This is a genomic window from Paraburkholderia caffeinilytica, assembly GCF_051027425.1.
In the GTDB taxonomy this organism is placed as follows: domain Bacteria; phylum Pseudomonadota; class Gammaproteobacteria; order Burkholderiales; family Burkholderiaceae; genus Paraburkholderia; species Paraburkholderia caffeinilytica_A.
The window spans coordinates 2,870,048-2,896,692 of the sequence record NZ_CP186553.1 but is presented as its reverse complement, the minus strand read 5'-3'; the positions used below and the strand labels follow the sequence as shown (position 1 = coordinate 2,896,692).

Sequence of the window (26,645 nt, the reverse complement as noted above, 5' to 3'; positions counted from 1 at the left end):
GGCGGGACCCATGCGGCATGCGATGCCGGTCGGACTGATTGGTCCACGGGAAGCCACACCGGAACAACTGCAGGCAGCGAGAAACCTGGGCTACGCGTTGGCGGGCACCGGCATGACGATTCTCTGCGGCGGCAAAGGCGGGGTGATGGAAGCGGCCGCATTCGGCGCGAAACGCGCGGGCGGCATTGTGATCGGCCTGCTGCCTGAGGACGATGCAAACGAGGCTAACCCGTTTCTTACCGTGGCGCTGCCAACCGGGCTGGGTATCACACGAAATGCGTTGATTGCGCGCGCCTCACTTTGCCTCATCGCGATAGGAGGCGGGCTGGGCACGCTGTCTGAGATGGCGCTGGGTCTGCAGTGGAACAAGCCCGTCTTTACCCTGTTAGGCGCACCTTTGGTACGGGGGGCCGAAGTGTTCGACGATGTCGATACGCTCGTCGCTCGCGTGGCGAACTGGCTCGTAACCGCGAGACAGGCGCAGACAGCTAAAGATTGAAACGGAATACGGGCGCGAGTGACCGACTCGCGTCCGAGGCTCTGATGTAACAGGTATCCAGATTAGTCGGTCACTTCTCTCAAATAAATAGGCATCCTTATCATGATGAAAAAAACCACCGTGACAATGCTCGCATTGAGCAGTCTGTCGCTTACCGCGCACGCTCAGAGCAGCGTGACACTTTACGGGATTGTCGACGCAGGTCTAGGCTATACGAGCGGCCAACGTGTCTTGCAGACCAAGGGCGCGTCAGGCAAGCCGGCCGTCTACAGCAATGCATCGAATTATGGCTTTGCGAGCGGCACCTGGTCAGGCGATCGCTGGGGGCTGAAGGGCAACGAAGACCTGGGTGACGGCCTGTCGGCGGTGTTCCAGCTGGAGAACGGTTTTAACATCGGTACGGGGCAACTCGGCCAGGGCGGCCGCGAGTTCGGTCGTCAGGCATGGATGGGGTTGTCGAGCAACAAATTCGGCAAGCTCACGCTGGGCCGCCAGTACGATCCGATCGTCGACTTTGTCGGCAGCATCAGCGCGGGCACTTTCCTGACGGGCATGGGCGCGCATCCTGGCGATCTGGATAACATCGACAATCAGGCGCGCGAGAACAACTCGATCAAGTACACGAGCCCGGTATTTTCGGGGCTTCAGTTTGGCGCACTGTACGGTTTCGGCGGTCAGGCGGGCAGCATCAAGAACCAGAACACGTGGAGTCTGGGCGGCCAATATACCCGTGGTCCGTTCGCCATCGGCGCGGCCTACATGCAGGCGACCAACGCCTACGGCGCCAATGGCGGCGCCTGGACCAGCGCGTATGACGGCACCTTCGCTTCGTCGATCAACGAAGGTTTTGCGTCGGCAAAGAACCAGCAGATCATTGCAGCTGCAAGCACGTATCAGATCGGCTCGGTGACGCTCGGTGTGTCATACAGCAACACGCAATACCAGGGCGGCAGCTTCTCGTTGTTCTCCGGCAAGGAAACGTTCAACTCGGCGGGCGCGACGGTGTCCTGGCAGGCGACGCCGGCACTGCGCCTCGCCGCAGGTTATGACTACACGCAGGGCAGTTCTATCAAGGGCGAGTCGGCGCCGAAGTACAACCAGTTCAACCTCGCGTCGTATTACTTCCTGTCCAAGCGCACGGCACTCTACGGACTGGTCGGTTACCAGAAGGCGAGCGGCAAGACGCTCGATGCATTCGGCAATACGGTCAATGCGACGGCCTCGGTGGGCGACGTGGGGAACGGCATTTCGTCGGCGAGCAATGCGCAAACCCTTGTTCGCGTGGGTATCCGCCAGACGTTCTAAGGGGCCGTGGGTGCGTGCCCGCAGTGCTGCGTTCCGCAACGGGAGAACCTCGTCGTCTAGCGACGCCCGCTGCGGCCCCACACGTAACGCACCCACCGTTGCCATCTGCTGCGCTGAGGAGCGATAGCGTTGCGCGAGGCCTGCTCTTCGCGGTCGCGCTCGACGCTCTTCTGCACCTGTTCGTGGATCTGGCGCAACGTCAAACCGCCGGGGCCTTTCAGTTTGTCGGGATCGGAGTCGTCTGTCATGGGTATGGCCTGTTCCGGATGAGTCGACTTGATCTTGATACAGATGGGCACTCGCGGCAAGTATGCGGAAGCTGTCCAACGGCGCCTGGCCGGAAAGACCGTCAGTTCTTCAGGACTGTGTGCGGCAGACACAGAAGCGCTGATGGAGCAGCATCAGGCTTTTCCATAACCCGACGTCGAATCCGCAGGACTGGCACAATCTGGTGACCTTCGAGTCGCTTGGGAATCCTCATGCCAGACGCTGTTCCGCTTTCGCCGCCTTCATCACCTTCATCGCCTTCACCGTCTTCAACGCCCTCAAAGCGTATTGGCCCCCTGTTTGCGCTGTTTCCCTTCCTGCGGCCCTATGCCGGCCGCTGGGCGCTCGCGTTTCTCGCGCTGGTGACGTCGGCGGGCGCCACCCTGGTGTTGCCGGTGGCGTTCAAATACCTGATCGATCGTGGCTTCGCGGGGGGCGACCCGGCGCACATCGATCGTTATTTTCTGGCGCTTTTTGTCGTTTCGCTGGTACTGGCCGCCGCCACGGCATTGCGCTTCTATCTCGTGTCATGGCTGGGCGAGCGGGTCACGGCCGACTTGCGGCGTGCGGTTTACGACCACGTGCTAGGCATGAGTCCGCAATTCTTCGAAACCACACAGACCGGCGAGGTGCTATCGCGGCTCACTACCGACACTACGTTGATCCAGGCGGTAGTCGGCACCAGTTTGTCGTTGGGGCTGCGCAATTTCTTCCTGTTGATCGGTGGCGTGGCGATGCTGGCGGTGACGAGCCCGGTGCTGTCCGGCTACATCATCGCGACGTTGATCGTCGTGGTCGCGCCTATTGTGATCTTCGGCCGGCGCGTGCGGCGGCTTTCGCGCGCGAGCCAGGACAAGATCGCCAACACGAGCGCGTTGGCGGGCGAAGTGCTCAATGCCATGCCGACCGTCCAGTCGTACACGCAGGAGCCCTTTGAAACGCGGCGCTTTGCCGGCGCGGTGGAGACAGCCTTTGAGACGGCGCTCACGCGCATTCGCGCGCGTGCCTGGCTGACCGCCGTGGTGATCGTGCTGGTGTTCACCGCCATCGTGTTCGTGTTGTGGCTCGGCGCGCAGGCGGTGCTGGCCGGGCGGATGACGGCGGGTCAACTGTCGCAGTTCATTCTCTACGCGGTGTTCACGGCCGGCGCCGTGGGCGCGGTTGCCGAGGTATGGGGCGACTTGCAACGCGCTGCCGGTGCGACCGAACGTCTACTGCAATTGCTGGCGGCGCGCTCGCCGGTGGTACAGGCCGAGACTACCGTCGCGTTGCCCGTGAAAGGCGAGGGCATCCGCTTCGACAACGTCAGCTTCTCGTATCCCTCGCGCCCTGGCATTGCGGCGCTTTCCGCACTCTCGCTCGATGTCCGTCCGGGCGAACATGTCGCTCTGGTCGGACCGTCCGGCGCGGGCAAAACCACGCTGTTTCAGTTGCTGCTGCGCTTTTACGATCCGCAGTCCGGCAGCATTCTGATCAACGGCGTGCCGACGCGTGACGTGCCGCTCGTCGAATTGCGCAAGGAAATCGGCGTGGTGCTGCAGGAGTCGGTGATCTTTTCAGGAAGCGTGCTGGACAACATCCGCTACGGCGCGCCGGAAGCCACGCTTGCGCAAGTGCAACGGGCCGCCGACATGGCTGCGGCGGCCGGCTTTATCGAAGAATTGCCGCAAGGCTACGACACGTTTCTCGGCGAACGCGGCGTGCGGCTGTCCGGCGGACAGCGTCAGCGCATCGCGATCGCTCGCGCGATCCTGAAGAATCCGCCGATCCTGCTGCTGGACGAAGCCACGAGCGCGCTCGATGCCGCCAGCGAACGGCTGGTGCAAAAGGCGCTGGATAATGCCGCGCAGAATCGCACCACGCTGGTCATCGCGCATCGTCTCGCGACCGTACAACAGGCCGATCGTATTGTCGTGCTGGAACAAGGGCGCATCGTCGCGCAGGGCCGTCATGCCGAGCTTCTTCTGAGTTCGCCGCTTTATGCACAGCTCGCTGCGCTGCAGTTCGGCGAGCAGTTGGGACAGACAGCGCCGCGGGGCGCTGTGAGCGATCCTGTTGGGTCTGCGTGAAGCAGCGGATAGTGCGTCGAGTCCGTATCGATGGAGCACCAGGCAAACCCATCATTAGTTTTGCCTGGCCTGCTGCATCTTCTCGTTGCACAGAAAAGCGCGAACGTGCGCGCTGGTTGATCGCAGGCGCGGACACTTCAAATGCCAAGGCGTCCGGAACCCCACCTGGCGTTCCCGGCGGCTTGCGCCTATCCTTGTCTCACCGCTTCGGCTGCCGGCGGCGACGGTAAGATCTTCCGTACTCTTCGACCATGGCTGCCGCCCAGCAAGAGCAAACCCAAAGGAGAAAACCAAATGTCACGATCCATCTCGCAGCGCGCTTTCATGGTGTTCGGTGGCCTGGCCTTGGCGGGTACGCTGACCTTGGCGCAAGCGGCGCCGGTCTCATTTCAGGTGCCGTTGACGGGCGCCCAGCAGGTTCCGGCGGTACAGACGCCAGGCAGCGGCAGCGCCGACCTTACGTATGACGCCAGCAGGCGCGTCGTCACTTGGAACGTCAGCTTCAGCGGCTTGTCGAGTCAGGCCACGATGGCGCATTTTCACGGACCCGCCGCGGCCGGTAAAAATGCCGGGGTGAAGGTCTGGCTCTCCCAGAAAGGCAGTATGGAGATGACGAGCCCGTTCAGCGGTCAGGCCACGCTGTCCCCGGACGACGCCAAGATGTTCGAAGCCGGTAACATGTACATCAACGTTCACACCAAGAACAATCCGAATGGCGAAATCCGCGGCCAGGTGGTGCCGCCGAAGAGCAATTGACACAACCATTGAAGCGGCACCGTGAGATCAGGTTCGCAGCACGCTCATAGATAAGCTGCAAGCAGCATCACCACGGCAGCGCCGACGCCGAGCGGCAGTAGCGCCAGCAGCGCCGGCGTCTGCCGCGGCGCATCGATGGACGGGGGCAGCAACTTGTAGCCGGTGAGCATCGGGCGCAGCAGGTTGTGTCCCTTCGCTACTGCGTAGAGCGCGATCACGAGCACGTGCAGCGCCACCGCGGCGAGCAGCACATCCCAAACAAGTCCGTGCAGCGTCGAGATCGCGTTGGCGAGCCATGCAGGCACCACTTCGCTCAGCGGCCCTTCGTCGGCGATGTCGTTGTTGACGTAGAGCCCGCTCAACGTCTCGATCAGCAGCAACGCGAGCAGCAGCAAGACCATCCATCCACCGGCCGCATTGTGGCCCACCTGCATGTCCGGCTCGCGGCGAAACAGGTGACGTAGATGACGAAGCGCAGCCGCGGGCGACGCCACGAAACTGCGAAAGCGCGCGGTCTCACTGCCGAAGCAGCCCCACAGCAGCCGGGAAATGACGAGAGCAAGCAGCGCCTCGCCGGCCCGCACGTGCCAGTCGATCCAGTTCAGCTTCAAGGTGACATAGGCGGCTGTGACCAGCACGACCACCAGCCAGTGAAACAGTCGCACTGGCGCATCCCAGATCAGCACCGGGCGGCGCGCAGGTTGTGTCGGCCGCGTGACAGGTTCGTTAGCATCCATGTGTCGCGCCTCCGTCCGCAAATGGCTGGAAGAGATTCAGGTCCGGCATGAACACCGCGCAGGATAATCGCAGAATCGCAACGCGGTGACGCCGTAGCCCATGATGCCACCACCACCGAACAGGGCGAGCACCATGGCGACATTGACCACAGAGAACCGCGCCGCGAAGCTATCTCGCGCTCGGCCCGGTCGATTGTCTGAGCTGGAATAGTGCATGTACTTCGTGTCCGTGCTGCGGGTGCTTGCCGTCGAGCACATCGAGCAGATACTGCGCGGTAAGCCGCCCGATCTCATACGTGTCGACGCGCATGGTCGTGAGCGCGGGGCGCAGTTCTTTCGCGATCTCAAGATCGTCGAAGCCCGTCACGGATAATTCGCTGGGAATCGCTATACCCAATTCCTCCGCTTCGCGCAGCACGCCAAGCGCGATGTGATCGTTGCCGCAGATGATCGCGCTCGGGCGTTCGCACGGCGCTTGCCAGATCGCGCGCAGACTGCGCCGCCCGAATTCGATCGTCGATTTGCCTTCGAACATATGCTCCGGCCGCACCGCGAGGCCATGGCGTTCGAGCGTCGAGCGGATGCCCGCCATGCGCGCCTGTACGCGATCGTTGTCGCGCATCGGCTGGATGCAGACCGCGAACGAGCGATGCCCGAGGCCGATCAGATGCTCGGTGATCTCCGTGTAGGCCGCGTGATTGTCGAAGCCGAAGCAGATATGCGGGCTGTCCTTGCGATACGCATACGTGACCGCATAAGGCACGCGATAGTGTCGCAACGCCTCGAATAGTTCAGCCGGATGAGCCTCGCCGACGACCGCCATCGCCTCGACGCCGCGTGCGAGCATGGCGCGCACCTGCACGAGCGCCTGCGCGGGATCGTAGTTCGAGCAGCCCAGCACGAGTGTGATGCCGCGTGCCGCGAACGCCGCCTGCATGGCGCTCACCTGCGAGGCGAACACCTGGTCGTCCAGCGTTGGGATGATGATGCCGGCAATGTGACTGCGCGTGGACGCGAGCGCGCGGCCCGCCGCGTTGGGAAACCAGTTGAGTGTGAGCGCGGCGTGTTCGACACGCTCGCGCACATTCGTCGAGACCTTGTCCGGCTCGTTGTAGACCCGCGAGACGGTTGCCGTCGACACGCCCGCGAGTCTGGCGACATCGGCAAGCACGGTGCGGCCCGTGTTGCGGCGAACACGGTTCGTCTGGGTTCGGGCTGTGGCCGGAGAGTCGGGGGCGTCGGGCATCGGGTCAGAAAGCAAAGGGGGAATCGGAAACCGCCCGACATCTTACCGCCACGTGCGCGCGCAAAGTGCGAGCATGCGTGGCAGCGGATGCGGGCGTTTCGATCATCATCGGACGTTCCCAACCGCTGATGCCCGCGAGCCTAGCGGCGCTGACCGAGCGCGGCGATGCGCGCGCGGAAATGCTCGGTGCCCGCGACGATCTTGTCCAGCACCGCGTCGAGCGCCCAGAAGCGTTCGCGCACGTCATAGTCGATCACGCGGCAGCGAATCGAGTCGAACGTGCCGATGCGCTGGTGGTAGATCTTCGCCAGCGCGGGGTAACCGAGCGACTCGGATACGGCGGCGAGCACGAGAAACGTCGCGAGTTCTTCCGCGAGAGCCGGGTCTTGCGCCGCATCGTTGCGCAGCCAGTTGTACAGATCCGGGTGGAAGTTCGTGAAGACACCGTTGAAGCCGGCAGAACCGGCTTTCATGGCGTCCCACGCGATGGCTGCGTTGGCGTTGAGGATTTTCAGCGGCGAACCTTGGGCGAGCGCGACGCGCCGTTTGACGGTAGCCAGATCGCAACTCACGTCCTTCAACATGATGAAGCGGCCGGTGTCGATGCAGAGCTTCAATTCGTCGTCGGACAGCAGTCGCCGGTAGGGGGCAGGGCATTCGTACAAACCGAGCGGCATGTCGGATGGCAGTCGCGCGAGGAGCCGCTTGAGATTCGCCGCGAAGGCTTCCGTTCCCTGCCGATCCGGATCGAGCCGGTTCGTCACGAGCACGACGCCTTGCGCGCCGGTGGACGCGGCAACGTTCAGCTCTTCGGCCTGGGCATCGGCATCGTCGCTGATGTGGCCGGAGACCACGACAGGAATGCGGCCCGCAACCTTCTCGACCACGAAGCGTCCCAGCGCGCCGCGCTCGGCGAGCGTCAGAAACTGCATTTCACTCGATTGGGCGACGGCGAACAGCGCATTGGAACCGTGCGCGATGTACCACTCGATCAGACGCTCGAGCCCGGCGTAGTCGATTGCGCCGGAGTCGTCGAACGGCGTCAGCATCACGGGGACGATCCCTTCGACTGAAGTCCTGGTGTGCTCGGTGGTGGTCATGTTTTGATCTCCCGGAAAGGATTCGATGAATTGGCGCGGCGCCCGCTTTCAGGCGGGCGCGCGCAGGGGTTCAGTGGGGGCCTGCCGGTCGTCGATCGGTTTGCGCACCAGCAGGAGGTAGCTCATTGCGCCGACAAACGCGATGCCCGCAGCGGTCAACAAAGCAGGAACGAACGACCACGTTTGCGCGATGTAGCCGGTGAGGATCGGTGCGAGGGCGCCGCCCAGAAAGCCGCCGAAGTTCTGGATCGCGCCGAGCGAGCCGACGCGGTTCGGCGGCGCGGCGGCCGTGGCGAGCGCCCATGAACTGGCGGAGGCGGCGTTCGCCAGAAAGATCACCACCGAGATACATACGATAGCGATCGTATTGCTCTCGACCAGCGCCGCCGGAATCGTGAACGCGACCATGCCGAGCATCGCGATCACCACCGCGTTGCGGCGGCTGGTAACCGGGTTGGTGCTGCGGCTCGTCATGAGATCGGAGAACCAGCCGGCTGTGAGCGAGCCCAGAAAACCGCAGAAGAACGGCACCGATGCCGCGACGCCCGTGTGCATCAGGCTCATGTGCCGCTCCATCGTCAGATAGCCGGGTAGCCACGTGAGGTACACCCAATTCAGGTAGACCGAGCCGAAGAAACCGATCAGCATGCCCCACGTGGTTCCGTATGAAAACAGCGAACGCCAGTCGGCGAATGTGAGTGTGGGCGCCGGCTTGCGGTCCGGTTCGTCGCCTTCGAGATAGCGCCGTTCCGCTTCGGTCATCGTGGCCTTGGCGGGATCGCGATACATCGCGAGCCATACAACAGCCACGATCAGACCAAGCGCGCCCGTCACGATGAATGCCCAGCGCCAGTGAAACTCCACTACGAGGATCGATAGACATAGCGGTGCGAGCGCCGAGCCGAGTGGGGACGCCGAGTTGAAGATACCGGTCGGCTTGCCACGCGCACGCAGCGGAAACCAGTTGCTGACAACACGTGCCGCCGACGGAAATTGCGGCGCCTCGCCGATGCCGAGCACGATCCGCGCAAGAATGAACCAGCCGAACGTCGAGACGAATCCGCCGGCGCCCTGCGCGATTGACCAGACAATCAGGCCGAGGCCGAGCAGCTTGCGCGGTCCGATCCGGTCGACGAGGCCGCCGACCGGCAACTGAAATAGCGCGTAGCTCCAGGAAAAGGCGGAAAGCAGCAGACCCATCTGGCCGAGCGACAGGCCCAGGTCGTGCCGGATCAACGGATTGGCAACCGCGAGCGTTCCGCGGTCCAGATAGTTGACGATGCCGCTCACCATCAGCAGCGTGAGCGCCACGATCTGGGCGCGGCGAATTCTCGGTGGAGCCTGCTCGAGGCTCGGGGTTGCGCTCATGTTCGTTGTCTCCGTTTCATGTCTTTGTTTGGGGTGGGGCGCGCTGATGCGATGTCAGGCGGCCGGAAGATCAGCGTCCTTCAATTGCGATGCTCATGTCATGTTAGCGCTTACATTTATTGTGTTGGCCAAGTTGCAGGTGGCCATTTCATCCCCTTAAAGGGGAATGGTCAAAATGATAGCGCTTACATTTTGAGCCGGATTCCGGAGAAGTGGCAAGCGTCAGAGTGGATTTGGCGGGTAAACCCCAGTCATTCGCGGCCGGAGTCCGGCTCCGGCCGACATAGACGTTGAACAGATCCAACTGGAACCTGACGTTGCGTGAGGATCAAACGCGACGTCAAAGCGTCCAGGCGTTCAAAGCATTCAAGCGGCGAGGTTGCCCCTTGTCACTTCACACCGTGCTTGGCCTGCCAGCGTTGCATGAACGCGATCTCATCGTGTTGTGCCTTGATGATGTTGCGGGCCAGGCGTTTCAACTCGGGATCTTTACCGTATTTCAGTTCGACCTGCGCCATTTCGACCGCGCCCTGATGATGCGGAATCATGTGGGCCACGAAGTCCTTGTCGGCATCGCCGGTGTAGGCGGGCGCGTCCATGGCCTGCATCATTTTCTCGTCGGCGTCCTTGAATGCCTGTGTCGATGCACTTGACCCGGCGTCTGCCGAACCGGACATGTCCATGCCGGGCATCGACGCACCTTGCTGCGCGTGGACGGGCGCCGCGGCGACAGCAAACACAATGCCGCTGAAAAGGCACAAGGCACGAAATGCGCGAAGATTTTTCATGTTGGTTTTTTCCGTTGGGACAAAAGTTATTTCGGGCGGCCATGATGCCGCAAACAGGTCGTGAGACTGAAGCGGCAGAGCTGGCCTGATGATGCGATCGGTTTAGCGCTTGAGCGAAGGATGAAAGCCCGCTTCCTCGATTGCCTCGATGATGCGTGCCGACGGCAACGTCGACGTGACCGTCACGATTTTAACGGGGACATCGACCTCGAGCTGCGCCGCGGGGTCGAGGCCGGTCACTGCACGCGTAATGGCATTGGCGCAGCCGCCACATGACATATCCGGGATTTCGAGTTCCATTTCTTGCCTCCAATGAGAAATCAGAACTCAAGCCTGGGCCTTCCCATGGTGGGAAGGTCAAGCATATAGGCCGAATTTGTTGTGGTCGCCAACCTTGCTCATATCGAAGCAGCCTGTATCCGCGCGGGAGAAGTTCACATACACGATGGGCCTATGGGTGGCATGTTCAGCGTCGTAAAAGTGCGAGAGGGATTAGGGCGCAACGACTACCGCGATCCGGAGTGGTTCAGGCATCCCAGGGGGGAAGGTGGCCTATGAGTACACCGGCGAGATGCCGGATTGAGCCGGCAGTGCGGCTCGTCTATCCAGGGAAAACCTTACCGGTTCTTTGTACGGTAGCTCACTAAGATGAGCCAGACTTACTGGGTCCGAATTTTTGAACTGCTATGCTGGGGCAGCCATACCTTCGCAGCAAACAGGTGCATGCCATTTCAAAGAATACCTAATTAATTAGGAGTCAGGTATGTTAAGAAAGGTGTTCGACCGCGCGAAACGATTCCGGCGCAGCGAAGGATTCAAGCATTCCGTGGCTACGCCGCGCCGGATTTCGCTTCATGCGACCCAGCGCCTGAACAGGGGCATTTTTTCCATCGAGATTCAGGAGAACTCCGGTTTTTTCTCCGTGATGCAGATGGTCCTGTTTATTCTGATGTATTGCGATGAGAAATGCCTCACCCCGTGCATTAGCGCACGCGGTGGGTTATATGGCGATGCCGACGGAAAGCTGGACTGGTTCCCGGTTTTCTTCGAGTCTGTGTATCCCGCATCGGGCGCCGCTGTCACCCATAAGGTGAGAACGTCGACCGTTCGCGACCTGGTCCAGTTGGGCTTTCGTCAGCGTTATGAGGCCCGGCTTCGACTCAGAAGCGCAAGCGAACTTTTCTTCGCGCACTATCGGCCGGCCGCGCATATCTACGCAGAAGTCGACTCGATCTGCCAGAAGCTCGGGCTCGGCACATCGACCCTTGGCGCGCATTTTCGAGGTACCGATAAAACGTTGGAAGCCGTCCCGGTTTCATGGGGAAGCTTTTGCCGGCAGGTGGAATCGACGCTCGCGGAAAACCCGCAGCTCACCAACATTTTCATCTCGAGCGACGAACAGGCGTTTATCGACTTCTTTGTCGTCTGGCCATTCGGCAAACCAGTCAAGGTAGCCCCGGCAAAACTCCTTGCACATGGCAGCACACCCGTTCACTTCAGCGGCTATCCGGGACTCGAAATCGGCCGCGAAGCGCTGGTTTCCAGCTTGCTGCTGGCCAATTGCGGGTTCCTCGTGAAGACGCCGTCGTATCTGTCCGCATGGTCGAAAATATTCAATCCGTCCCTTCCGGTCAGGCTCGTATCGCCGCCGCGCCCGGACGCATTCTGGTTTCCCGATAGCCAGCTCTGGCTCGAGCAGGCCGCGCACGATAAAGCAGCTAAAGCGGCATAGGCGGCATAAGCGGCATAGGCGGTTCGAGTGGCATAAGCCACATAAGCCGCGCACGCGGCGGCCGTTTTCAAATAACAGTACGAACGCCTGAAAGTCTCCCGGCAAACCCATGCCGCTGCGCTAACCCGCCAGTCCCTCACATCACGTTCATCGGCAGCATCGCTATTGCCCTGTATAACCCACAGGTGTCGTGTACTTGCCTTGTATCGCACTCGGATTCGCCAGTACGACGTAAATCGGCGACTCGGTCAGCGTGAGATTCACGACGCCGTTCGTATAGGCCACCGAGGTCACATTGCCCATCATGTCGATGACGCTCACGTTGCCGTTCGTGCCGGTCGAGTTCACGGTCAATGCATAGCCGGTGCTATAGGTCGAACTGTATGTACCCGACGATGTCGGCCAGTTCGAATTATTGTGTGTCCACAGCGCCGCGATCACCGCGCCTGAATTCAGTTGCTGAAACGCGTAGCCATAAACCATCGAGGGAAGTCCGTTCAGGACTCCAAGCGTTTGCGTTCCGTCCAGAACGCGTGTCAGTGCGGCGAATGCGAGCGCTTCTGGTTTCGGGCTCAGATTCGTTGCACCGTACTGCCCTTGAGGATCGGTGAGATCGAAGAACGTACCGATGCCGACGTCCGCTGGATAATCTGCGCCGTAAAAGAAGTAGGTGACCTGGGCGCCTTCGCCGAGCATGATCAAATGCGCGCGCAATGCGACGGCGGCCTGCCCGTATAGCTGGTTTGCCGGCGGATAGTTCGCGCCATAAGCCGCGCCGGAGTCATAGGTGATGCCGAGTTCGGTCACCCACAGGCGCATGTTCGGCTTGACCGTCTGCATTTGCGAGCGCAATGACCTCATCTGCTGATCGAGCGCGTTCGCGACATTCGCGGGATTCGGATCGGTGTCGTATTGCTCGGGAGGATGCGCCGCGAACGTGCCGGCATTGTAGTAACCGTGTGTCGTCACGCCATCGATGTATTTGCCGATGCCCAACGGAGCGTACGTGGCGAGATATCCCTGCGTACATTCCGTCTGGCAGTTTGCGGGAAAGACATTGGTCGTGCCCATCACAACCGCATTGGGATCAGTCGAATGCAGACCCGCATAGACGGCCGCGTACATCGCGATGAAATTGGCGGTCGAGTCGACCCATTGAGGCTCCCACGTCACCTGGTAGTAGTCGTTTTGCTGATTGGGAAAATACTGCTGCCGGATCGCGGCGCTATCGGTGCCCACGCGCGCCATATAGTTCTGATAGTAGGTTTCGTTGGTCGGCGCGTTGGTATCGTCCTGAAAGGCACCCGTCGGACTGGCCCACGCGGGAATGCCGTCCAGCCGGATGAGCCGCATGATCTTGCCGTTCGTGTAGAACGGATCGAGATCCGATAGGGCCGGCGTCCACGTATTCGCGGCATTGGGCTCCATGGCGGACAGTTCGCGGTCGTCAATCGTTTGGGAGATGCCGAGCGCCGTGAGCATTGCGCCATTGTCGTTGAAGCCTTGCATGCCGAAGCGGTGCTGCTCCTGATGCGCGTAGCTGACCGCCGGTATCGTGCCGGACAGGTTCGGCAAGATGCCGAATGTGGCGATGCCGGTTGGACGCGTGCCCGATTGCGGCAACGTGCCGCCCGCGTGCGACAGTGTCGCCGTGATCGCGAAGTAACCCGCCGCGGTGCTCTGGCACGATAGCGTGCTGGTCTGTGTCCCGCTCGGCACGGCGAACGAACCGCTACCCTTGATGTTGCCCAGTTGGTCCTGCATTGACCAGACGACTGTGTCTGCCGAATTCGCGGCGGTGACGAACGACACCTGAAAGCTGCTGCCTCGATTGAAGAGGCGTGTGCCGTCGCTGCTTGGCGTGTCGGCGGAGATCAGGCCGTTGGCGGTGCCGCCGGTTGTTGTCGTTGGGGCCGCGCAGGCGATGGCGGACGTTGGTGTAGGCGTGGGTGTTGGAGTTGGAGTTGGAGTTGGAGTTGGAGTTGGAGTAGGTGTAGGTGTAGGTGTAGGTGTAGGTGTAGGTGTAGGTGTAGGTGTAGGTGTAGGTGTAGGTGTAGGTGTAGGTGTAGGCGTGGGCGTGGGTGTGGGTGTGGGTGTAGGTGTTGGTGTAGGTGTTGGCGTAGGCGTGGGTGTTGGTGTTGGTGTTGGCGTCGGTGTTGGTGTTGGCGTCGGTGTCGGCGTTGGCGTCGATGCAGGTGCCTTCGGAATCCAGCAGTACTTCGAAATCCCAAACGCCGGATCAGTGCCAAAAGCCGTGTTGCTGCAAGTCGTGCCGTTGGTGAAAACTTTGGTCACGTTGTTTGCAGTCGTGCTCGCGCCATAAAGTACGGTCATCTTGCCAGTGAACGAACAGCGCGCGTTTTCGACCGCGCATTGGGTCCAGGCAGGCGCCGGCGTTGGAGTGGGTGTTGGAGTCGGCGTGGGCGCCGAGGTGCTTCTGTACCAGCAACTCTTCCCATACCCGAATGCGGGATCCGTACTCGATACCGCTCCCGTCGAGCATTGCACTCCGCCCGTGAACGGGCCATTGATGTCGTATTGAAGCGTAGGCGAAGTCGTGCCGTAGACGACATTCGCCGTGCCCGTGAACGAACAGAATTGCCCCTCGGCGGCGCAGTACGTGTACGTGTTTCCGCCAATCGTCAACGAGCTTTGCGCATGGGCGGTGCCAACCAGCATCCCGCCGACGGGCGCGAGCATCAGAAGCGCGCGTTTCATTTCGGACTCCACGAATAGATGTCGTCAGAGATACCCGCGCGGCAATTGAATGCGTCGAGGTAGTCCGGGGCGTGATCACTGCAGGGGAGAGGCAACGAGCTTTAGTTAAGTCGATTTGCCAGTTCATAAACGGACAACAAAAAGCTCTTTCCGGCAAATTCGACTTGTCCTCGCTCAATAACCGTATATTTTGCTTAATCTAGGTTATTCGTATGAACAAAACCGGTAGCGTAGACGCAATTTTCAAAAGCGCAGTACCCGTTTAAGTTGCTTTTACTTCAGAAATTGTCCGGTTTGACATTGTTTCAATCTTTCCCCGTTATCCCTGACATTGATTGACTGTCCCTTTTTGGCGTCGTCCCGATAATTGGCCCCGGCGCGGTTGGTTTGAGCGCAACGCCATTGCTGAACCCGCCACACACGGTCTTTTAATACGACTCACTATTTATCAATGGGGATAACCATGAAATTCACGCGCTCAGGCGTACTCGCTACGGCCATTGCTGCCGCAGCTGCCATGCCGGCTATTTCGCAGGCGGCAGATGGCACCATTACATTCACCGGTCAGATTACGAGCCAGACCTGCACGATCAGCGGCAACGGCGGCGGCAAGAACTTTACCGTCACGCTGCCGACCGTCTCGACATCGGCGCTCGCTACCGCAGGCACGACCGCCGGCCGCACGCCGTTCAACATCGCACTGTCGAACTGCACGCCGAACTCGGGCAATGTGTCGACCTACTTCGAACCGGGCGCGACCGTCGATACGACGACCGGTCAACTAATCAACGCTTCGGGTACCGCGACCAACGTCGAAATCGGCCTGCTCAACGGCGACAGCAGTGTTATCACGCTGGGCGCCGCTCAGGCCTCGCAGAACTCGAAGGCCGTCGCGCTGGCGAGCGGTGCGGCCACGCTCAAGTACTTCGCGCAATACGTGGCGACGAATGGTGCGTCGACGGCGGGTACGGTCAACACGACCGTCATGTACTCGATCGTCTACCAGTAAAAGTCAGACGCTACGGGGTGGTAGCCGGTGCCCGCGAGAGGCGCCGGCTGTCGAGGAGATCAGAGCGAACCACGAGTTCGCCATGTAATAAGGATAACAAAATGATAATGCGAAAGATTTTATCTAGGGCGATGACGGTTTTCGCATTGTCGTGGTTGATGAGCAGTGCGCATGCGGGTGTCGTGATCAGTGGGACACGCGTGATCTATCAGGCCAATGAGCGCGAAGTGACCGTCAAGCTCAATAACGAAGGCGACGCACCGGCACTGGTGCAGGTGTGGCTCGACACAGGCAATCCGAACGCGATGCCGGACGAATCGAAGGTGCCGTTCACCTTGTCGCCGCCGCTGTTTCGTCTCGATCCGAAGAAAGGGCAGAGCCTGCGCCTGATCTATACGCAAGAGCCTTTGCCGCAAGACAAGGAGTCGCTGTTCTGGCTCAACGTGCTCGAAGTGCCGCCGCGCGCGGACGCCAGCGCGACAGCGGGCGATCCGAATTCGCTGCAACTGGCGTTCCGTTCGCGCATCAAGCTGTTCTTTCGTCCGGCGGGTCTGCCGGGCAATGCCGACGAAGCGGCCGCGAAAATCAGCTGGAAATTCGTGCGCAAGGACAACGGTGGCTACGCGCTCGAGGCGACCAATCCAACGCCTTACCACGTGACGTTCAGCAAGATCGTGGTGAGCGAGAACACAACGACCTGGACCAGCGAAAAGGGCGGCATGGTCGATCCGGGCGCGACTGCTGACTTCGACGTCGGCAATGTTGCACCGCTCGCCGTCGTGCCCGCACAGGTCGACTACACGTTCATCAACGACTACGGCGCCGGTGTCAACGGCAAAACGCTGCGCGACGGGACCCGCAAGTAATCATGCGCACCCGGGAACACACTTCACGGCCGCGAGCCGGACACTGGTTCGCGCTCAGGCGCAGCCACGCTGTGATGCTCGGCGCGCTGGCCGCCTGGGGCACGACGCCTGCATTCGCCGACGCGACGATGCTTGCCGACGTGCAGTTCAACAGCGAGTTTCTGATGAAGCCGAAGGGTCAAAACGTGGACGTGTCGCGTTTCGAGCGGGGCAATCCGGTGCAACCCGGCGAGTACACGGTCGATCTCTACGTGAACGGCAACTGGGTCGGGCACGACACGCTGCGCTTCGTGGCGCGGGAAGGCGCGGGGAGCGCCGTACCGTGTTTCAGCAAGGCGCTGATCGAGCGCCTCGGTCTGGACTTTTCCGCACTGTCGGACAAGAGCCGTGGCGAGCTTGCAAAAGCTCAGGCGGGTGAGTGCGCGAACCTCGCCGATCTCGTCGACGGTGCGTCGCAATCCTTCGACCTGTCCGATCTGCGGCTCGATTTGAGCATTCCGCAGGTGGCGCTGCTGCGCAATCCGCAAGGCTACGTGAGTCCCGAGTTCTGGGACGAAGGCGTGACGTCGGCCACCTTGGGCTACAACCTGAATTCGTTTCGCGTGACCGGTTCTGGCTCAGGGAATACGCAGACCTATCTCGGCCTGAATAGCGGCGTCAACGTCGGTAGCTGGCACTTTCGCCAGAATTCCGCGTTGACGTGGCAATCGAACGGACCGCGCACCTATCAGAACATCGCGACCTACGTGCAGCACGATCTGCCGTCGATTCGCAGCCAGTTGACGCTCGGCGATGCCTTTACCGATGGCGCCGTGTTCGACAGCATCGGCATTCGTGGTGTGGAACTGGCGAGCGACGACCGCATGTTGCCCGATTCGCTGCGCGGCTATGCGCCGCTGATTCGCGGCGTGGCGATGACCAATGCGCGCGTGAGCGTCACGCAGAACGGCAACAAGCTGTACGAGACGACCGTCGCGCCGGGCGCATTCGAGATCAACGATCTGTATGCCACCGGCTATGGCGGCAACCTGCTCGTCACGGTCACGGAAGCCGACGGCAGTCAGCATAGTTTCTCGGTGCCCTATGCGTCGGTCGCGCAGTTGTTGCGTCCGGGCATCACGCGTTTCAATGTCGCCGCGGGCCAGCTTCGCGATGCGCAAGTCAATCAGCACGACAACCTTCTTCAGGGAACGGTGCAGCACGGTTTCAACAACGTCATCACCGGTTACGCCGGGACGATCGTTGCCGAAGGCTATCTTGCAGGGCTGCTCGGCGCGGCGGTCAACACGCCGTTGGGCGCGGTCGCATTAGATGTGACCGAGGCGCGCGCCAATATTCGCGGCGTGACCAATACCACCGGCCAGAGCGTGCGAATCAGCTACAGCAAGCTGGTGCCGTCCACCAATACGAACTTCACGGTTGCCGCTTATCGCTATTCGTCGAGTGGTTTCTGGGCGTTGCGCGACGCCATGCTGGCGCGCAGCGCGGTGGCCGCGGGACAGGACCCGAGTTCGGTCGACCGTCAGCGCAATCAGGTCCAACTGACAATGAACCAGAGCTTCGGCAATGGCTGGGGCAATGCCTATGTGGTCGGCTCGACGCTCGATTACTGGAATCGCAGCGGCACGACCACGCAATTCCAGATCGGCTACAACAACGTGTTGCGTGCGCTCGGCACGAACTTTAGCTACAACGTGTCGCTCTCGCGGCAGCGCGACGGCCTGACCGGGCAGATGAACAACCAGATCTTCGCGAGCGTGTCGATTCCGCTCGGCACCAGCCAGCATGCGCCGACCCTGTCGACCAGTTTCACCCACAACAATCAGAGCGGCTCGTCCGAGCAGGCCATGCTGAACGGCTCGGCCGGCGTGGACAACGAATTCACCTACGGTGTGACGGCGAACCATGCGCCGGGTTCGAGTACGGGCGGCGTAAACGGCCAGTACCGCAGCCCGTACGCGACACTTGCCGCGAGCGCGAGCGGTGGCTCCGGCTACTCGCAGGTGTCGGCGGGCGTGACCGGGGCGATCGTCGCGCATCCGGGTGGCGTGACCTTCGCGAACGATCTGGGCGACACGATCGGTGTGGTCGAGGCGAAAGACGCGAAGGGTGCCCGCATCACCAATTCGTCCGGCGTGCGCGTCGACAACTTCGGCTATGCCGTGATTCCGTATCTGACGCCGTATAGCCTGAACACGGTCGAAATCGATCCGAAGGGGATCCCGCTCGACGTCGAGTTCAAGTCGACCAGCCAGCAGGTGGCGCCGCGCGCCAACTCGGTGGTGATGATTCATTTCGGCACGGTGACCGGCAGGGCGGCGGTGATCTCGGCTCGCTTGCCGAACGGCGCACCGTTGCCATTCGGCGCGACCGTGTACGACGCGAAAGGGCAGAGCGTCGGCGCGATCGGTCAGAACAGCCGGATCTTCGTGCGCGGCGTGGCCGATGCAGGGGCGCTGACCGTGAAGTGGGGCGATGGCGCGGATGAACAGTGCGGCTTCGGTTATCACTTGCCGCCGAAGGGTGAAGACCGCGGCGCTTATGCCCATATCGACGCGGTATGCGGTGCGGCGGCCGGCGTGGCGAACGAAGCAGCGGCGGGTTCGTCCGCCGGAGGAAATACGCAATGAAGATGTCTTTCTCATACGATGCCGTGAAAAAAAGCTTCGGCATCCTGATGCTCTACGTTGCAGGCTGTGCCGGCTTGATCGTCAGCGCGCCCGCCCACGCGGCGTTGCAATGCACGATTACCGGCTCGGCGGCGATCAGCTTCGGTACGATCACTGTGCCTCGCGACACGCCGGTCGGTACCGCGATCGGCCCGGTGCAGTCGTCGACCGTATCGGTTAACTGCCCGTCGAATCCCGGTACGGTGCCGCCGTATAACAACGGTTGGTATATCCAGTACTATCCGCAATTGACGGGCAGCCCGGTTGCGGGTGTGTGGAATACGGGAATCGCAGGCATCGGCATCAAGGTCGTAGACGTTACGTATGGCAACAAGACGCTGTCTACGCTGAACGTTGGCGGTTGGGGCGATTTCGGCGCACCGATCACGACGACGGCTGCATTCCAGGGCAGTTTCACATTCACCTATCAGCTGGTCAAGACCGCCGCACAGGTGACGACAGGCGGCGCCGTGAATATCCCACAGTTGTTCACCCTGGTCAGCCACAATATTCCGGTGAATGTAACGTCGCCGGCTCTGGTGACGATCTCGGTCAACAACACGTCGATCGTGGCGACCACCTGCACGGTCACCACACCGTCGGTCAGCGTCGCGCTGCCAACTGTCAATGCCAGTGCATTGAGCCCCGTCGGCACGACCGTCGGCAACACGAATCTCAGCATCGGGCTATCGTGCCAGGCCGGTGCGAATGTCTACGTGACGCTGACCGACGCAACCGCTCCCGGCAACACGACCAGCAATCTGACGCTTGCGAGCGGGTCGACCGCGACGGGTGTCGCGCTACGCCTGCTCAATAGCAGCGGCTCGGTAGTGAGCTACGGACCGGATTCAGCGGTAGCGGGTAATCCGAATCAGTGGCTTGTCGGTGCATCGGCGAGCACGACCCGCATCCCATTGACCGCGCAGTACATCTCCACCGGCGCGGTAGGACCGGGTACGGTGAAGGGGCTTGCCACTTTCACGATGAGCTATCAGTGAGCGCTCGGTGAGCGCTCGGTGAACCATGAGTGGGGTTTGAGCGCCCGGTGCATCGACTCACCGGCGCAGAGACCTCCTAGCCACGCATCCCCAGGTCCGCAAAGCTGATGGTCCTCGCCGCACAGGCTTGCGTAAAGGCCGTGTCATAGCTTGAGAAAAAGACTGTGCGGGTGTCGGCCAGCATCTTGAACAGATCGACCAGCACGGCACGCGCCGAGGCGTCGAGTCCGCCGACCGGTTCATCCGCGATCACAACTTTCGTCTCGCCGATTACTGCGCTCGTCAGGAAGATCTTCTTACGCGTTCCAAACGACATCTGCTCGAAGCGTTTGTCGAGATGCGGTTCGAGTCCGAAGCGATTGGCAAGATCGAGTGTGTGGCTGCCGACCGTTGTCTTTCTCTCCGACGCCACGCGCGCCAGATACTCTCGGCCGGTCTGGTCCGGATACGTCATGCAGTCTTCGGGCACATACGTGAGCACGGATTGCGCCTCGTGCGGCGCGGTGCGCAACGAATGGCCGCCGAGCCACACCTCGCCGGCGTCGGGCTCGATCGTGCCGGCGAGGATGCCGAGCAGTGTCGACTTGCCGCTGCCGGATTCATCGTCGAGCGCGACGCAACCTGTGGCGCTGTCGTAATGCAGCCCCTGAAAGATGACGCGTTCGCTATAGCGCTTGCTGAGATTCTCGAAACGAAGCATGGGGTGTAGAGGGTTTCAACCGAAGAGTGTGCCGCGTACTGCCGACGCGGATGACGTTCAACGCGATGCAGGACGGCGAGGTTTCTTCGGGAAGTTTGTGGTCCGCAAGTGTAGCAGCGCGCCCGGATGCTTTCACCGCGTCTGATAATTGCGCCACCCGCACGCCACCCGCCAGTCACCCGCCAGTCACCCGCCAGTCACCCGCCCGAAGCGAGAATTCGCGCACTCAGTGTAAAGTTGCATGGTTTTGCGCCGTAAAAGAAAAAAGCCTTACCGCCATTCTGCCAATCTCCTGAATACCTCGACGCTCCCCCGTCGACCGCAATCCATGCAAACTGCTGCCCGCAAAGCGGCCCAACCGTCTCCCGCCGAACTCAGGCGCATCGTCATTGCAATTGTTATCGGTAACGGCTTCGTCGCATACGACTTCACCGTCTACAGCTTTTCCGCGGTCATTATCGGCAATTTGTTCTTTCCGTCGAGCAATCCTGTGGCGTCGCTATTGCTTTCGCTAGCCACTTTCGGCGCGGGCTTCGTGATGCGTCCACTCGGCGCGATCATGATCGGCCATATCGCCGACAGCCGTGGCCGCAAAGCCGGCCTCACGGTTTCGCTCACGCTCATGACCCTTGGCACATGGCTGATCGCGTGCCTGCCGGGCTATGCGTCGATCGGTCCTGCGGCGGCGGTGTTGATGGTGCTCGCGCGTCTGATGCAGGGGCTCGCGGCAGGGGGCGAGATCGGGCCGGCATCGGCTTCGCTGATGGAGTCGGTCGCCTACCGGCACCGTTGTTTCATGGTGAGCTGGCGCGGCGCGAGCCAGGGCGCGGCCGCCTTCGCTGCCGCGCTGGTCGGCGCGAGCACCACGGCGCTGCTGTCGCCTGCCGCCATGCATGACTGGGGGTGGCGCGTTCCGTTCGTGCTGGGCGGGCTGATCGGTCCGGTCGGCTGGTATCTGCGCCGCCGGATGCCGGCGGCCGCGCCGACGCAGCCTGCGCGGCTCAGCCCACGGCGTATGTTCGCGGAGTATCCGCGTCCGCTAGTCTGCGGTCTCCTGATGATGGCGGCGCCTTCGGTGGGCATCTACCTCACCGTATTCTATATGCCGGCCTATCTGGTTCGTATGCTGCATCGGCCGGCGGCAATCAGCCTCCTGACGGCCTGCCTGTCAGGGCTCGTGATCCTCGTGGCGACGCCGCTCGTGGCACTCGCCGCCGATCGCTGCGCGAGCCGCAAGACGCTGCAGTACGCGGCGCTCGTGGCTTCGCTGGCGCTCACGTGGCCGGCATTCTGGGCGCTGACCCACGGCGTGGGCGACGTCGCCGCGCTCGTCATCATCACGGCGTACGTGGCGCTTGCGGTCAACAACGCGGGGCCGAGTTCCGTGCTGATGATGGAAGCTTTTCCCGCGCATCGGCGCGCGGCGGGACTTTCGGTGATTTACAGCTGTGGCGTTGTCCTGTTCGGTGGATTTTCACCGTTCCTCGTGACGTGGCTGATCGACCGGACCGGCGATCCGATGATGCCGGCGTGGTATCTGATGGCCGCGACCCTGCTCACGCTTATCGCGCTGCGAGCATTTCCCGAGGCAAAAACGCCGGATGCGTGCGTTGCCAGTGCTTCGCAGCCGTCGGCGTAAGCTCCCACGCGCTGCTGTGCTGCAGGTCCAACGCGCGCATCCGCATATCCTGCGGGCTCATGTCGAAAGCGCGGCGAAATGCGCGGGTGAAATCGGACGCGCTCTGAAAACCGAGTCCGTAAGCGATTTCCGTTACCTGAAGACGCGGGAAACGGACGAGTTCATCCGCCGCTTCCCGCAACCGGCGATTGCGGATGTAAGCGCCGAGGCCGCCTTCATGTTCGAACCAGCGATAGATCGTGGCGCGTTTCAGTTGTAGCGCCTGAACCACACTGGTCGGCGTGAGATCGTCCTGGTGCAGGTTGGCGTCGACATAGCGCCGCACCTGTCCCATCACGGCAGCCTGCAGCGCCGACCGGCCCGCGCCAGTCAGACGTGCGTCCTTGCGGAAGGTGGCGAGCAGCAGTTGGGCGCCGGCATGTAAGGCATCCGCCGCGGCGGCCGGTTCGAGCGTGGGGATTTCCCGCGCGACGGCCGCCAGGTGGTCCAGCACGAGTCCGGTCAGCGGTGCGCCCTGCTGGACAATCCGGCCATGAATCGCCGCGCCGTCGCGCAGTTCCTCGTCCACGATCGCGGACGGGACAAACAGGCTCAGGAGCCGGCATTCGGGCCGTTCGGCCCGAAACGGCTGGTTCAGATCGAACGCGACGATGCCCTGTACCGAGGCCGGCGCGCTGCGTTTCCTGCTCATGCCTGACACGTGGCCGATTTCGCCTTCCACGAACAGTTGAAAGACGTAATCGCGCCGCGAGTCGGTGGAAACCCGCGCAACCGACCGCTCCAGTAGCATCGAATCCGTGCTGCAGTCCGTAAATACCATCCCGCCGACTGCATACAGATCGATTTCACCGCGAAATCCCCCGGCGATCTGCTCTTTCGACGGCGGCGCATCGATTACATGCCCCACGCGCTGCCGCCAGGCCAGAAACTGTTCCTCGGCGGGAAGCGCGTGCGTGCTGAAACGGCTCGTGGAAATGGCGGAGCGCGAGTCAGCTGCGGCGGCAGCGGCCAGGTGTGGCGGCAGGGTGCGCTGGTTCATGGATCGGTTGCTGCGAACTGGGAGATGCGGTTCTGATCAGGTAGCGATAGTAACCAAATATTTAACGCGCTGCCTTCCAGAATTGAGACGTACGGTAAAGCCAAACAAAAAACCTGCGGTATTGTCGGATGATTAGATGTGGATCGATTTTGTCGACGGCGCAATAAATCCGTTTAAAACACGCCCCGTTCTGGAATCGCTACCGCACGTAAAAAGAGCGCCGATCGGCATTCGCGGCGCAATGGGTGCGAGGCCCAGGCTTTGCCCGACGGCCAATTTACGGGGTATCAAAAGATGAACGGCACGAATAAGCCTCCGCCCGCCCAGCGCGGGCGGCGTCCGGCCAATCTGGTAGACAGCCAGTTGGAACATCTTGAGAGCATGGTTCAGTACGTGACGCGTGGGGACGCGGTGAGCGTACAAGTCACGCTCGACCATGAGTACTGGGAAAAACGCGTTCGCGCGCTGGAAGAAACGCATGAGTTGATTGCCAGCCAACGCAAACGGATTATCAAGCTTCTCGACCAGCTCGGGAGTGAAGCGCAGGTCAAGCTGAGTCGGCGTACCGCCGCCTGAGTCTGGATCTGTTGCAGGGAAGGGTTGCGAGGATCGGGGGTAGTTGCGGGAGAGCGACCGGTGTCTTAAGGCACTGGCGATAAAAAGAAGGACCTGAGAGTGCGGCGAGCTGCGGACGGACCCATTAGAGGCCCGCCGCCTGGTTGCAAAAAAGATGGGCGTCTTGCCCATCGGACGTTCGGGGGTGTGGCAGCATGCGCCTCCAGACTTGGCCGAGCGACCGGTCGAGGGTGGCACGTCAGTGCCGTCCTCGCCGGGCGCTCGCTCGGCTGATCCCCAGTCGTTTATAAAACCCCGGATTTCCAGACCATCTGCGCAGCGGCTGCCAGAACGAACACCAGAACCAGAACGCGAAACGCGCCCGGCGGCAATCTGTCTCGCAGCGGTCTCACCAAGATCATCCCCACGATCACCGGCACACTCGCACAGGCCGAAATGGCCAGATCGCTCCAGCTGGCATGCGCGCCGCCACTAAACGTGGCGACCAGCGTGATGATCGAAACCACCAGAATAATCGCGATCTGCTTCGTAAAAGTTTTCCCCGTGGCGCCCGTGGCGATCAGATACATCGCCAGTAAAGGCCCCGGCACCGAAGCGATGCTCTCCATCAAGGCCGCACCGAATCCCAACACGAAGCCTGCGGGCTTCGCCCATGCCGGCGTCAACGTCAGCCGCGGCGAAAACAACAGGAGCAGCGCTGCGACGATCAGCAACACGCCCGCGGCAGCCTGCGCGCGATGTGGCGCCAGTGAGATCAATACGCTCACGCCGACGATGTTGCCGATCACCGTGCCGATCAATGGCGCGGCAATGCGCCGTATCGTGGGCAGCATGTCGCCGCCTTCCAGCGCCTGTGGAATATTGCCGAGAATGATCGGCATCGACAGCAATAGAACAGCCTCCTTGATCGGCATGAACTGGCTGAGTATCGGCATCGCAACCAGTGGCACGCCGATACTCACCACCCCCTTGACCATGCCACCCAGCAACAGTGCCGCCATGATGCCAAGCAGTGCGTAAAGGCTGAGCGTCTGCAGGCTCGCGCCAAGCACGCCGTCGGCGAAACTGAAATGAACCATTGTTGAAGTCCGCGAGCCAACCGCGCGGACCGGATAGATGGACCGGAGTGCGCGGGCAGTGGCTTGTTTTTATCGTTCGGTCTGTTCAGTGCCCGCGTGTCGCGCAAGGTTCGAAGCAGCCGGCTAAGTGAGGCCGCATGATACCGCGCTCTTAATCCAGTCGCCTGCAAGCGGAACGTAAGGCGTGGCTCCTTCAAACGGCATCTGAAGTGGCGTTTTCATTTCTCGTTGCACGCTCATTGCGAGCGGTCAACGTGGCCGGCGTTTGCGGTGGTGCTGAAGTCGTGGCGTCCACCGGCGTGCGTCGCGTTTTCAGGCGAAGCATCGGTGCTTCGATCAGCCGCCAGGACAGCATGGCCATGCCCAGCGAAATCAGAAACGAAGCGACAATTCCGGCGGCGTGTGCCCACAATGGCACGGTTCCGCCGAAGAGCGCCGTGGCGTGGCGATTGCGGGTCAGGTCCGGAATCAGATTGTGATAGAGATAAAAGCCGTAGCTGATGCGCCCGAAGTTCATCAGCCAGCCGGTTTCCAGCAAGCCGATTACTGTCGCGTTACGGCAGCACGCGATCGAACACACAAGCGCGGCGATGCAGACGCCATACAGCGCGCTGACCATTGTGAAGGCAAGTGAGCTGCCCAACTGACTCCACCTTGGCTCAGTCGCACACAACCCTGCAACGCAAGCACTCAAAACGAATAGCGTCATGCCATGTCCGAGCACGACTCGCCAACGGCTCTCTTTTGCGGCGATCATCAAGCCGCCAATCCCGCCCAACGCCAGCAGCCAGAAGTTGCTCAATGGATGCGTATAGATGGTGATTTCCGGCCACTGCGCTGCGCGCATCGTCAGCAGCGAAACGAGTCCGACCGCGATGATCGCGAGACACACCGCGCGATGGCGTCGCGCCGCAACCAGCAACAATAGCGGCGCAAACACGAGATAAAACTGCTCTTCGATCGCGAGACTCCAGAGATGCGAGTAGCGCCCAGGCCAGTAATGCAGCACGGAGCCGATCCAGAAGTTCGACAGATACGCGAAATGAAACGGCATGCCGCTGGCCAGTTCAGGACTCGCCACGCCGAACGCCATCAGCACGCACATCACAACCAGCATCAGGTAGTAAACGGGAAATATGCGCAGCGTGCGGCGAAACAGAAAGCGCTTCAGTTCAGCACCGAAGCTGCTGCCGTTTCTTTCAATGCGCGTGCGTTGCGCGGACAGAATACCGATGATCAGAAAGCCGCTCAGCGCGAAGAAGATCCACACGCCGAGGTGACCGATCTCTCCAATTTCGCCGAATAGCCGGTGTTGAAAAAATACCATCACGACTGCAATCGCGCGCAATCCGTCGAAGCCGGCAATCCTGTTGTTCATGTGGATGTCTTCCAATGCGAAGGTGGCGCGCAAGGCGCCGCCGTTCAGGGCGATTGTGGAAGGACCGGAGCGCATTGGCGACGGCAAGGTCAGCCACAGCAAATAGA

The 26,645-nt window shown here is 61.4% G+C and carries 24 protein-coding genes; 12 read left to right on the top strand and 12 right to left on the bottom strand.

Translation table 11 applies throughout. The features are described from left to right. The first annotated feature begins 10 nt into the window (after positions 1 to 10). Together ACOSV0_RS33300 and ACOSV0_RS33295 are read left to right on the top strand one after the other, a co-directional pair. On the top strand, positions 11 to 499 hold the full coding sequence (locus ACOSV0_RS33300) for a TIGR00725 family protein (protein WP_434115964.1): 489 nt from the start codon (positions 11 to 13) through the stop codon (positions 497 to 499). 105 nt (positions 500 to 604) lie between these two features. Then, on the top strand, positions 605 to 1,804 hold the full coding sequence (locus ACOSV0_RS33295) for a porin (protein WP_434115962.1): 1,200 nt from the start codon (positions 605 to 607) through the stop codon (positions 1,802 to 1,804). A gap of 56 nt (positions 1,805 to 1,860) precedes the next feature. Here ACOSV0_RS33295 and ACOSV0_RS33290 read toward each other — a convergent pair whose 3' ends face one another. Continuing rightward, positions 1,861 to 2,052, bottom strand: a complete 192-nt coding sequence (locus ACOSV0_RS33290) for a hypothetical protein (protein WP_149667994.1) — start codon at positions 2,050 to 2,052, stop codon at positions 1,861 to 1,863. Positions 2,053 to 2,283: 231 nt separating this feature from the next. On the opposite strand from ACOSV0_RS33290, the gene ACOSV0_RS33285 reads away from it, so the two are divergent. Both ACOSV0_RS33285 and ACOSV0_RS33280 read left to right on the top strand, forming a co-directional pair. Continuing rightward, positions 2,284 to 4,140, top strand: coding sequence for an ABC transporter transmembrane domain-containing protein (locus tag ACOSV0_RS33285; protein WP_434111865.1), 1,857 nt, complete (start codon positions 2,284 to 2,286; stop codon positions 4,138 to 4,140). A gap of 294 nt (positions 4,141 to 4,434) precedes the next feature. After that, on the top strand, positions 4,435 to 4,896 hold the full coding sequence (locus ACOSV0_RS33280; RefSeq protein ID WP_434111862.1) for a CHRD domain-containing protein: 462 nt from the start codon (positions 4,435 to 4,437) through the stop codon (positions 4,894 to 4,896). A gap of 44 nt (positions 4,897 to 4,940) precedes the next feature. Here the strand turns inward: ACOSV0_RS33280 and ACOSV0_RS33275 are convergent, their stop codons facing one another. The 6 genes from ACOSV0_RS33275 to ACOSV0_RS33250 all read right to left on the bottom strand — a co-directional run bounded on the left by ACOSV0_RS33275 (position 4,941) and on the right by ACOSV0_RS33250 (position 10,435). Then, positions 4,941 to 5,633 (bottom strand): cytochrome b/b6 domain-containing protein, encoded by a 693-nt coding sequence (locus ACOSV0_RS33275; protein WP_434111861.1) that lies wholly within the window; start codon positions 5,631 to 5,633, stop codon positions 4,941 to 4,943. Between the two features lie 169 nt (positions 5,634 to 5,802). Continuing rightward, a complete protein-coding gene (locus ACOSV0_RS33270; protein ID WP_434111860.1) occupies positions 5,803 to 6,879 on the bottom strand; it encodes a LacI family DNA-binding transcriptional regulator in 1,077 nt (358 codons plus the stop codon). Between the two features lie 140 nt (positions 6,880 to 7,019). Continuing rightward, positions 7,020 to 7,979, bottom strand: a complete 960-nt coding sequence (locus ACOSV0_RS33265; protein ID WP_434111858.1) for a dihydrodipicolinate synthase family protein — start codon at positions 7,977 to 7,979, stop codon at positions 7,020 to 7,022. 48 nt (positions 7,980 to 8,027) lie between these two features. Next, the gene (locus ACOSV0_RS33260; protein ID WP_434111856.1) at positions 8,028 to 9,347 is read right to left on the bottom strand and encodes an MFS transporter; all 1,320 of its coding nucleotides are present in this window, start codon (positions 9,345 to 9,347) and stop codon (positions 8,028 to 8,030) included. Between the two features lie 389 nt (positions 9,348 to 9,736). Continuing rightward, the gene (copM, locus tag ACOSV0_RS33255) at positions 9,737 to 10,135 is read right to left on the bottom strand and encodes a CopM family metallochaperone (protein WP_434111854.1); all 399 of its coding nucleotides are present in this window, start codon (positions 10,133 to 10,135) and stop codon (positions 9,737 to 9,739) included. A gap of 102 nt (positions 10,136 to 10,237) precedes the next feature. Next, a complete protein-coding gene (locus ACOSV0_RS33250) occupies positions 10,238 to 10,435 on the bottom strand; it encodes a heavy-metal-associated domain-containing protein (RefSeq protein ID WP_434111853.1) in 198 nt (65 codons plus the stop codon). A gap of 463 nt (positions 10,436 to 10,898) precedes the next feature. Here ACOSV0_RS33250 and ACOSV0_RS33245 point away from each other — a divergent pair, with 463 nt between their 5' ends. Continuing rightward, positions 10,899 to 11,867, top strand: coding sequence for a hypothetical protein (locus ACOSV0_RS33245; protein WP_434111851.1), 969 nt, complete (start codon positions 10,899 to 10,901; stop codon positions 11,865 to 11,867). Between the two features lie 162 nt (positions 11,868 to 12,029). Here the strand turns inward: ACOSV0_RS33245 and ACOSV0_RS33240 are convergent, their stop codons facing one another. Next, entirely contained in the window at positions 12,030 to 13,631 is a 1,602-nt protein-coding gene (locus ACOSV0_RS33240; RefSeq protein WP_434115961.1) for a hypothetical protein, read from the bottom strand. A gap of 307 nt (positions 13,632 to 13,938) precedes the next feature. Between ACOSV0_RS33240 and ACOSV0_RS33235 the strand changes: the two genes are divergently transcribed. The 5 genes from ACOSV0_RS33235 to ACOSV0_RS33215 all read left to right on the top strand — a co-directional run bounded on the left by ACOSV0_RS33235 (position 13,939) and on the right by ACOSV0_RS33215 (position 20,127). Beyond that, a complete protein-coding gene (locus ACOSV0_RS33235) occupies positions 13,939 to 14,190 on the top strand; it encodes a hypothetical protein (RefSeq protein ID WP_434111850.1) in 252 nt (83 codons plus the stop codon). 858 nt (positions 14,191 to 15,048) lie between these two features. Next, positions 15,049 to 15,594 carry a fimbrial protein gene (locus ACOSV0_RS33230; protein WP_434111848.1) on the top strand — a complete coding sequence of 182 codons (546 nt, stop codon included), beginning with the start codon at positions 15,049 to 15,051 and terminating at the stop codon, positions 15,592 to 15,594. A 131-nt stretch (positions 15,595 to 15,725) separates the two neighbouring features. After that, positions 15,726 to 16,460: a fimbrial biogenesis chaperone gene (locus ACOSV0_RS33225; protein ID WP_434111847.1), complete on the top strand. Its 735-nt coding sequence runs from the start codon at positions 15,726 to 15,728 to the stop codon at positions 16,458 to 16,460. Between the two features lie 2 nt (positions 16,461 to 16,462). After that, the gene (locus tag ACOSV0_RS33220) at positions 16,463 to 19,090 is read left to right on the top strand and encodes a fimbria/pilus outer membrane usher protein (RefSeq protein WP_434111846.1); all 2,628 of its coding nucleotides are present in this window, start codon (positions 16,463 to 16,465) and stop codon (positions 19,088 to 19,090) included. Further along, on the top strand, positions 19,087 to 20,127 hold the full coding sequence (locus tag ACOSV0_RS33215; RefSeq protein ID WP_434111844.1) for a fimbrial protein: 1,041 nt from the start codon (positions 19,087 to 19,089) through the stop codon (positions 20,125 to 20,127). The genes ACOSV0_RS33220 and ACOSV0_RS33215 overlap by 4 nt, the downstream gene beginning before the upstream one ends. A 76-nt stretch (positions 20,128 to 20,203) precedes the next feature. On the opposite strand, the gene ACOSV0_RS33210 is transcribed toward ACOSV0_RS33215, so the two are convergent. Further along, a complete protein-coding gene (locus ACOSV0_RS33210; protein WP_434111843.1) occupies positions 20,204 to 20,827 on the bottom strand; it encodes an ABC transporter ATP-binding protein in 624 nt (207 codons plus the stop codon). 328 nt (positions 20,828 to 21,155) lie between these two features. Here ACOSV0_RS33210 and ACOSV0_RS33205 point away from each other — a divergent pair, with 328 nt between their 5' ends. Then, entirely contained in the window at positions 21,156 to 22,466 is a 1,311-nt protein-coding gene (locus tag ACOSV0_RS33205) for an MFS transporter (protein WP_434111841.1), read from the top strand. On the opposite strand, the gene ACOSV0_RS33200 is transcribed toward ACOSV0_RS33205, so the two are convergent. Then, positions 22,390 to 23,505: a helix-turn-helix transcriptional regulator gene (locus tag ACOSV0_RS33200; protein ID WP_434111839.1), complete on the bottom strand. Its 1,116-nt coding sequence runs from the start codon at positions 23,503 to 23,505 to the stop codon at positions 22,390 to 22,392. The genes ACOSV0_RS33205 and ACOSV0_RS33200 overlap by 77 nt on opposite strands. A gap of 294 nt (positions 23,506 to 23,799) precedes the next feature. On the opposite strand from ACOSV0_RS33200, the gene ACOSV0_RS33195 reads away from it, so the two are divergent. Next, positions 23,800 to 24,081, top strand: a complete 282-nt coding sequence (locus tag ACOSV0_RS33195; RefSeq protein ID WP_434111838.1) for a hypothetical protein — start codon at positions 23,800 to 23,802, stop codon at positions 24,079 to 24,081. A 284-nt stretch (positions 24,082 to 24,365) separates the two neighbouring features. On the opposite strand, the gene ACOSV0_RS33190 is transcribed toward ACOSV0_RS33195, so the two are convergent. Next, on the bottom strand, positions 24,366 to 25,160 hold the full coding sequence (locus ACOSV0_RS33190; protein WP_434111836.1) for a TSUP family transporter: 795 nt from the start codon (positions 25,158 to 25,160) through the stop codon (positions 24,366 to 24,368). A gap of 193 nt (positions 25,161 to 25,353) precedes the next feature. Next, positions 25,354 to 26,538 (bottom strand): acyltransferase family protein, encoded by a 1,185-nt coding sequence (locus ACOSV0_RS33185; RefSeq protein WP_434111834.1) that lies wholly within the window; start codon positions 26,536 to 26,538, stop codon positions 25,354 to 25,356. Positions 26,539 to 26,645: the final 107 nt, after the last annotated feature.

Bases quoted from the DNA above. Each gene is read 5' to 3' on its own strand.
- ACOSV0_RS33300 (WP_434115964.1), top strand. From the start codon at position 11: ATGCGGCATGCGATGCCGGTCGGACTGATTGGTCCACGGGAAGCCACA.
- ACOSV0_RS33295 (WP_434115962.1), top strand. From the start codon at position 605: ATGAAAAAAACCACCGTGACAATGCTCGCATTGAGCAGTCTGTCGCTT.
- ACOSV0_RS33290 (WP_149667994.1), bottom strand. From the start codon at position 2,052: ATGACAGACGACTCCGATCCCGACAAACTGAAAGGCCCCGGCGGTTTG.
- ACOSV0_RS33285 (WP_434111865.1), top strand. From the start codon at position 2,284: ATGCCAGACGCTGTTCCGCTTTCGCCGCCTTCATCACCTTCATCGCCT.
- ACOSV0_RS33280 (WP_434111862.1), top strand. From the start codon at position 4,435: ATGTCACGATCCATCTCGCAGCGCGCTTTCATGGTGTTCGGTGGCCTG.
- ACOSV0_RS33275 (WP_434111861.1), bottom strand. From the start codon at position 5,633: ATGGATGCTAACGAACCTGTCACGCGGCCGACACAACCTGCGCGCCGC.
- ACOSV0_RS33270 (WP_434111860.1), bottom strand. From the start codon at position 6,879: ATGCCCGACGCCCCCGACTCTCCGGCCACAGCCCGAACCCAGACGAAC.
- ACOSV0_RS33265 (WP_434111858.1), bottom strand. From the start codon at position 7,979: ATGACCACCACCGAGCACACCAGGACTTCAGTCGAAGGGATCGTCCCC.
- ACOSV0_RS33260 (WP_434111856.1), bottom strand. From the start codon at position 9,347: ATGAGCGCAACCCCGAGCCTCGAGCAGGCTCCACCGAGAATTCGCCGC.
- copM (WP_434111854.1), bottom strand. From the start codon at position 10,135: ATGAAAAATCTTCGCGCATTTCGTGCCTTGTGCCTTTTCAGCGGCATT.
- ACOSV0_RS33250 (WP_434111853.1), bottom strand. From the start codon at position 10,435: ATGGAACTCGAAATCCCGGATATGTCATGTGGCGGCTGCGCCAATGCC.
- ACOSV0_RS33245 (WP_434111851.1), top strand. From the start codon at position 10,899: ATGTTAAGAAAGGTGTTCGACCGCGCGAAACGATTCCGGCGCAGCGAA.
- ACOSV0_RS33240 (WP_434115961.1), bottom strand. From the start codon at position 13,631: ATGCAGGACCAACTGGGCAACATCAAGGGTAGCGGTTCGTTCGCCGTG.
- ACOSV0_RS33230 (WP_434111848.1), top strand. From the start codon at position 15,049: ATGAAATTCACGCGCTCAGGCGTACTCGCTACGGCCATTGCTGCCGCA.
- ACOSV0_RS33225 (WP_434111847.1), top strand. From the start codon at position 15,726: ATGACGGTTTTCGCATTGTCGTGGTTGATGAGCAGTGCGCATGCGGGT.
- ACOSV0_RS33220 (WP_434111846.1), top strand. From the start codon at position 16,463: ATGCGCACCCGGGAACACACTTCACGGCCGCGAGCCGGACACTGGTTC.
- ACOSV0_RS33215 (WP_434111844.1), top strand. From the start codon at position 19,087: ATGAAGATGTCTTTCTCATACGATGCCGTGAAAAAAAGCTTCGGCATC.
- ACOSV0_RS33210 (WP_434111843.1), bottom strand. From the start codon at position 20,827: ATGCTTCGTTTCGAGAATCTCAGCAAGCGCTATAGCGAACGCGTCATC.
- ACOSV0_RS33205 (WP_434111841.1), top strand. From the start codon at position 21,156: ATGCAAACTGCTGCCCGCAAAGCGGCCCAACCGTCTCCCGCCGAACTC.
- ACOSV0_RS33200 (WP_434111839.1), bottom strand. From the start codon at position 23,505: ATGAACCAGCGCACCCTGCCGCCACACCTGGCCGCTGCCGCCGCAGCT.
- ACOSV0_RS33195 (WP_434111838.1), top strand. From the start codon at position 23,800: ATGAACGGCACGAATAAGCCTCCGCCCGCCCAGCGCGGGCGGCGTCCG.
- ACOSV0_RS33190 (WP_434111836.1), bottom strand. From the start codon at position 25,160: ATGGTTCATTTCAGTTTCGCCGACGGCGTGCTTGGCGCGAGCCTGCAG.
- ACOSV0_RS33185 (WP_434111834.1), bottom strand. From the start codon at position 26,538: ATGAACAACAGGATTGCCGGCTTCGACGGATTGCGCGCGATTGCAGTC.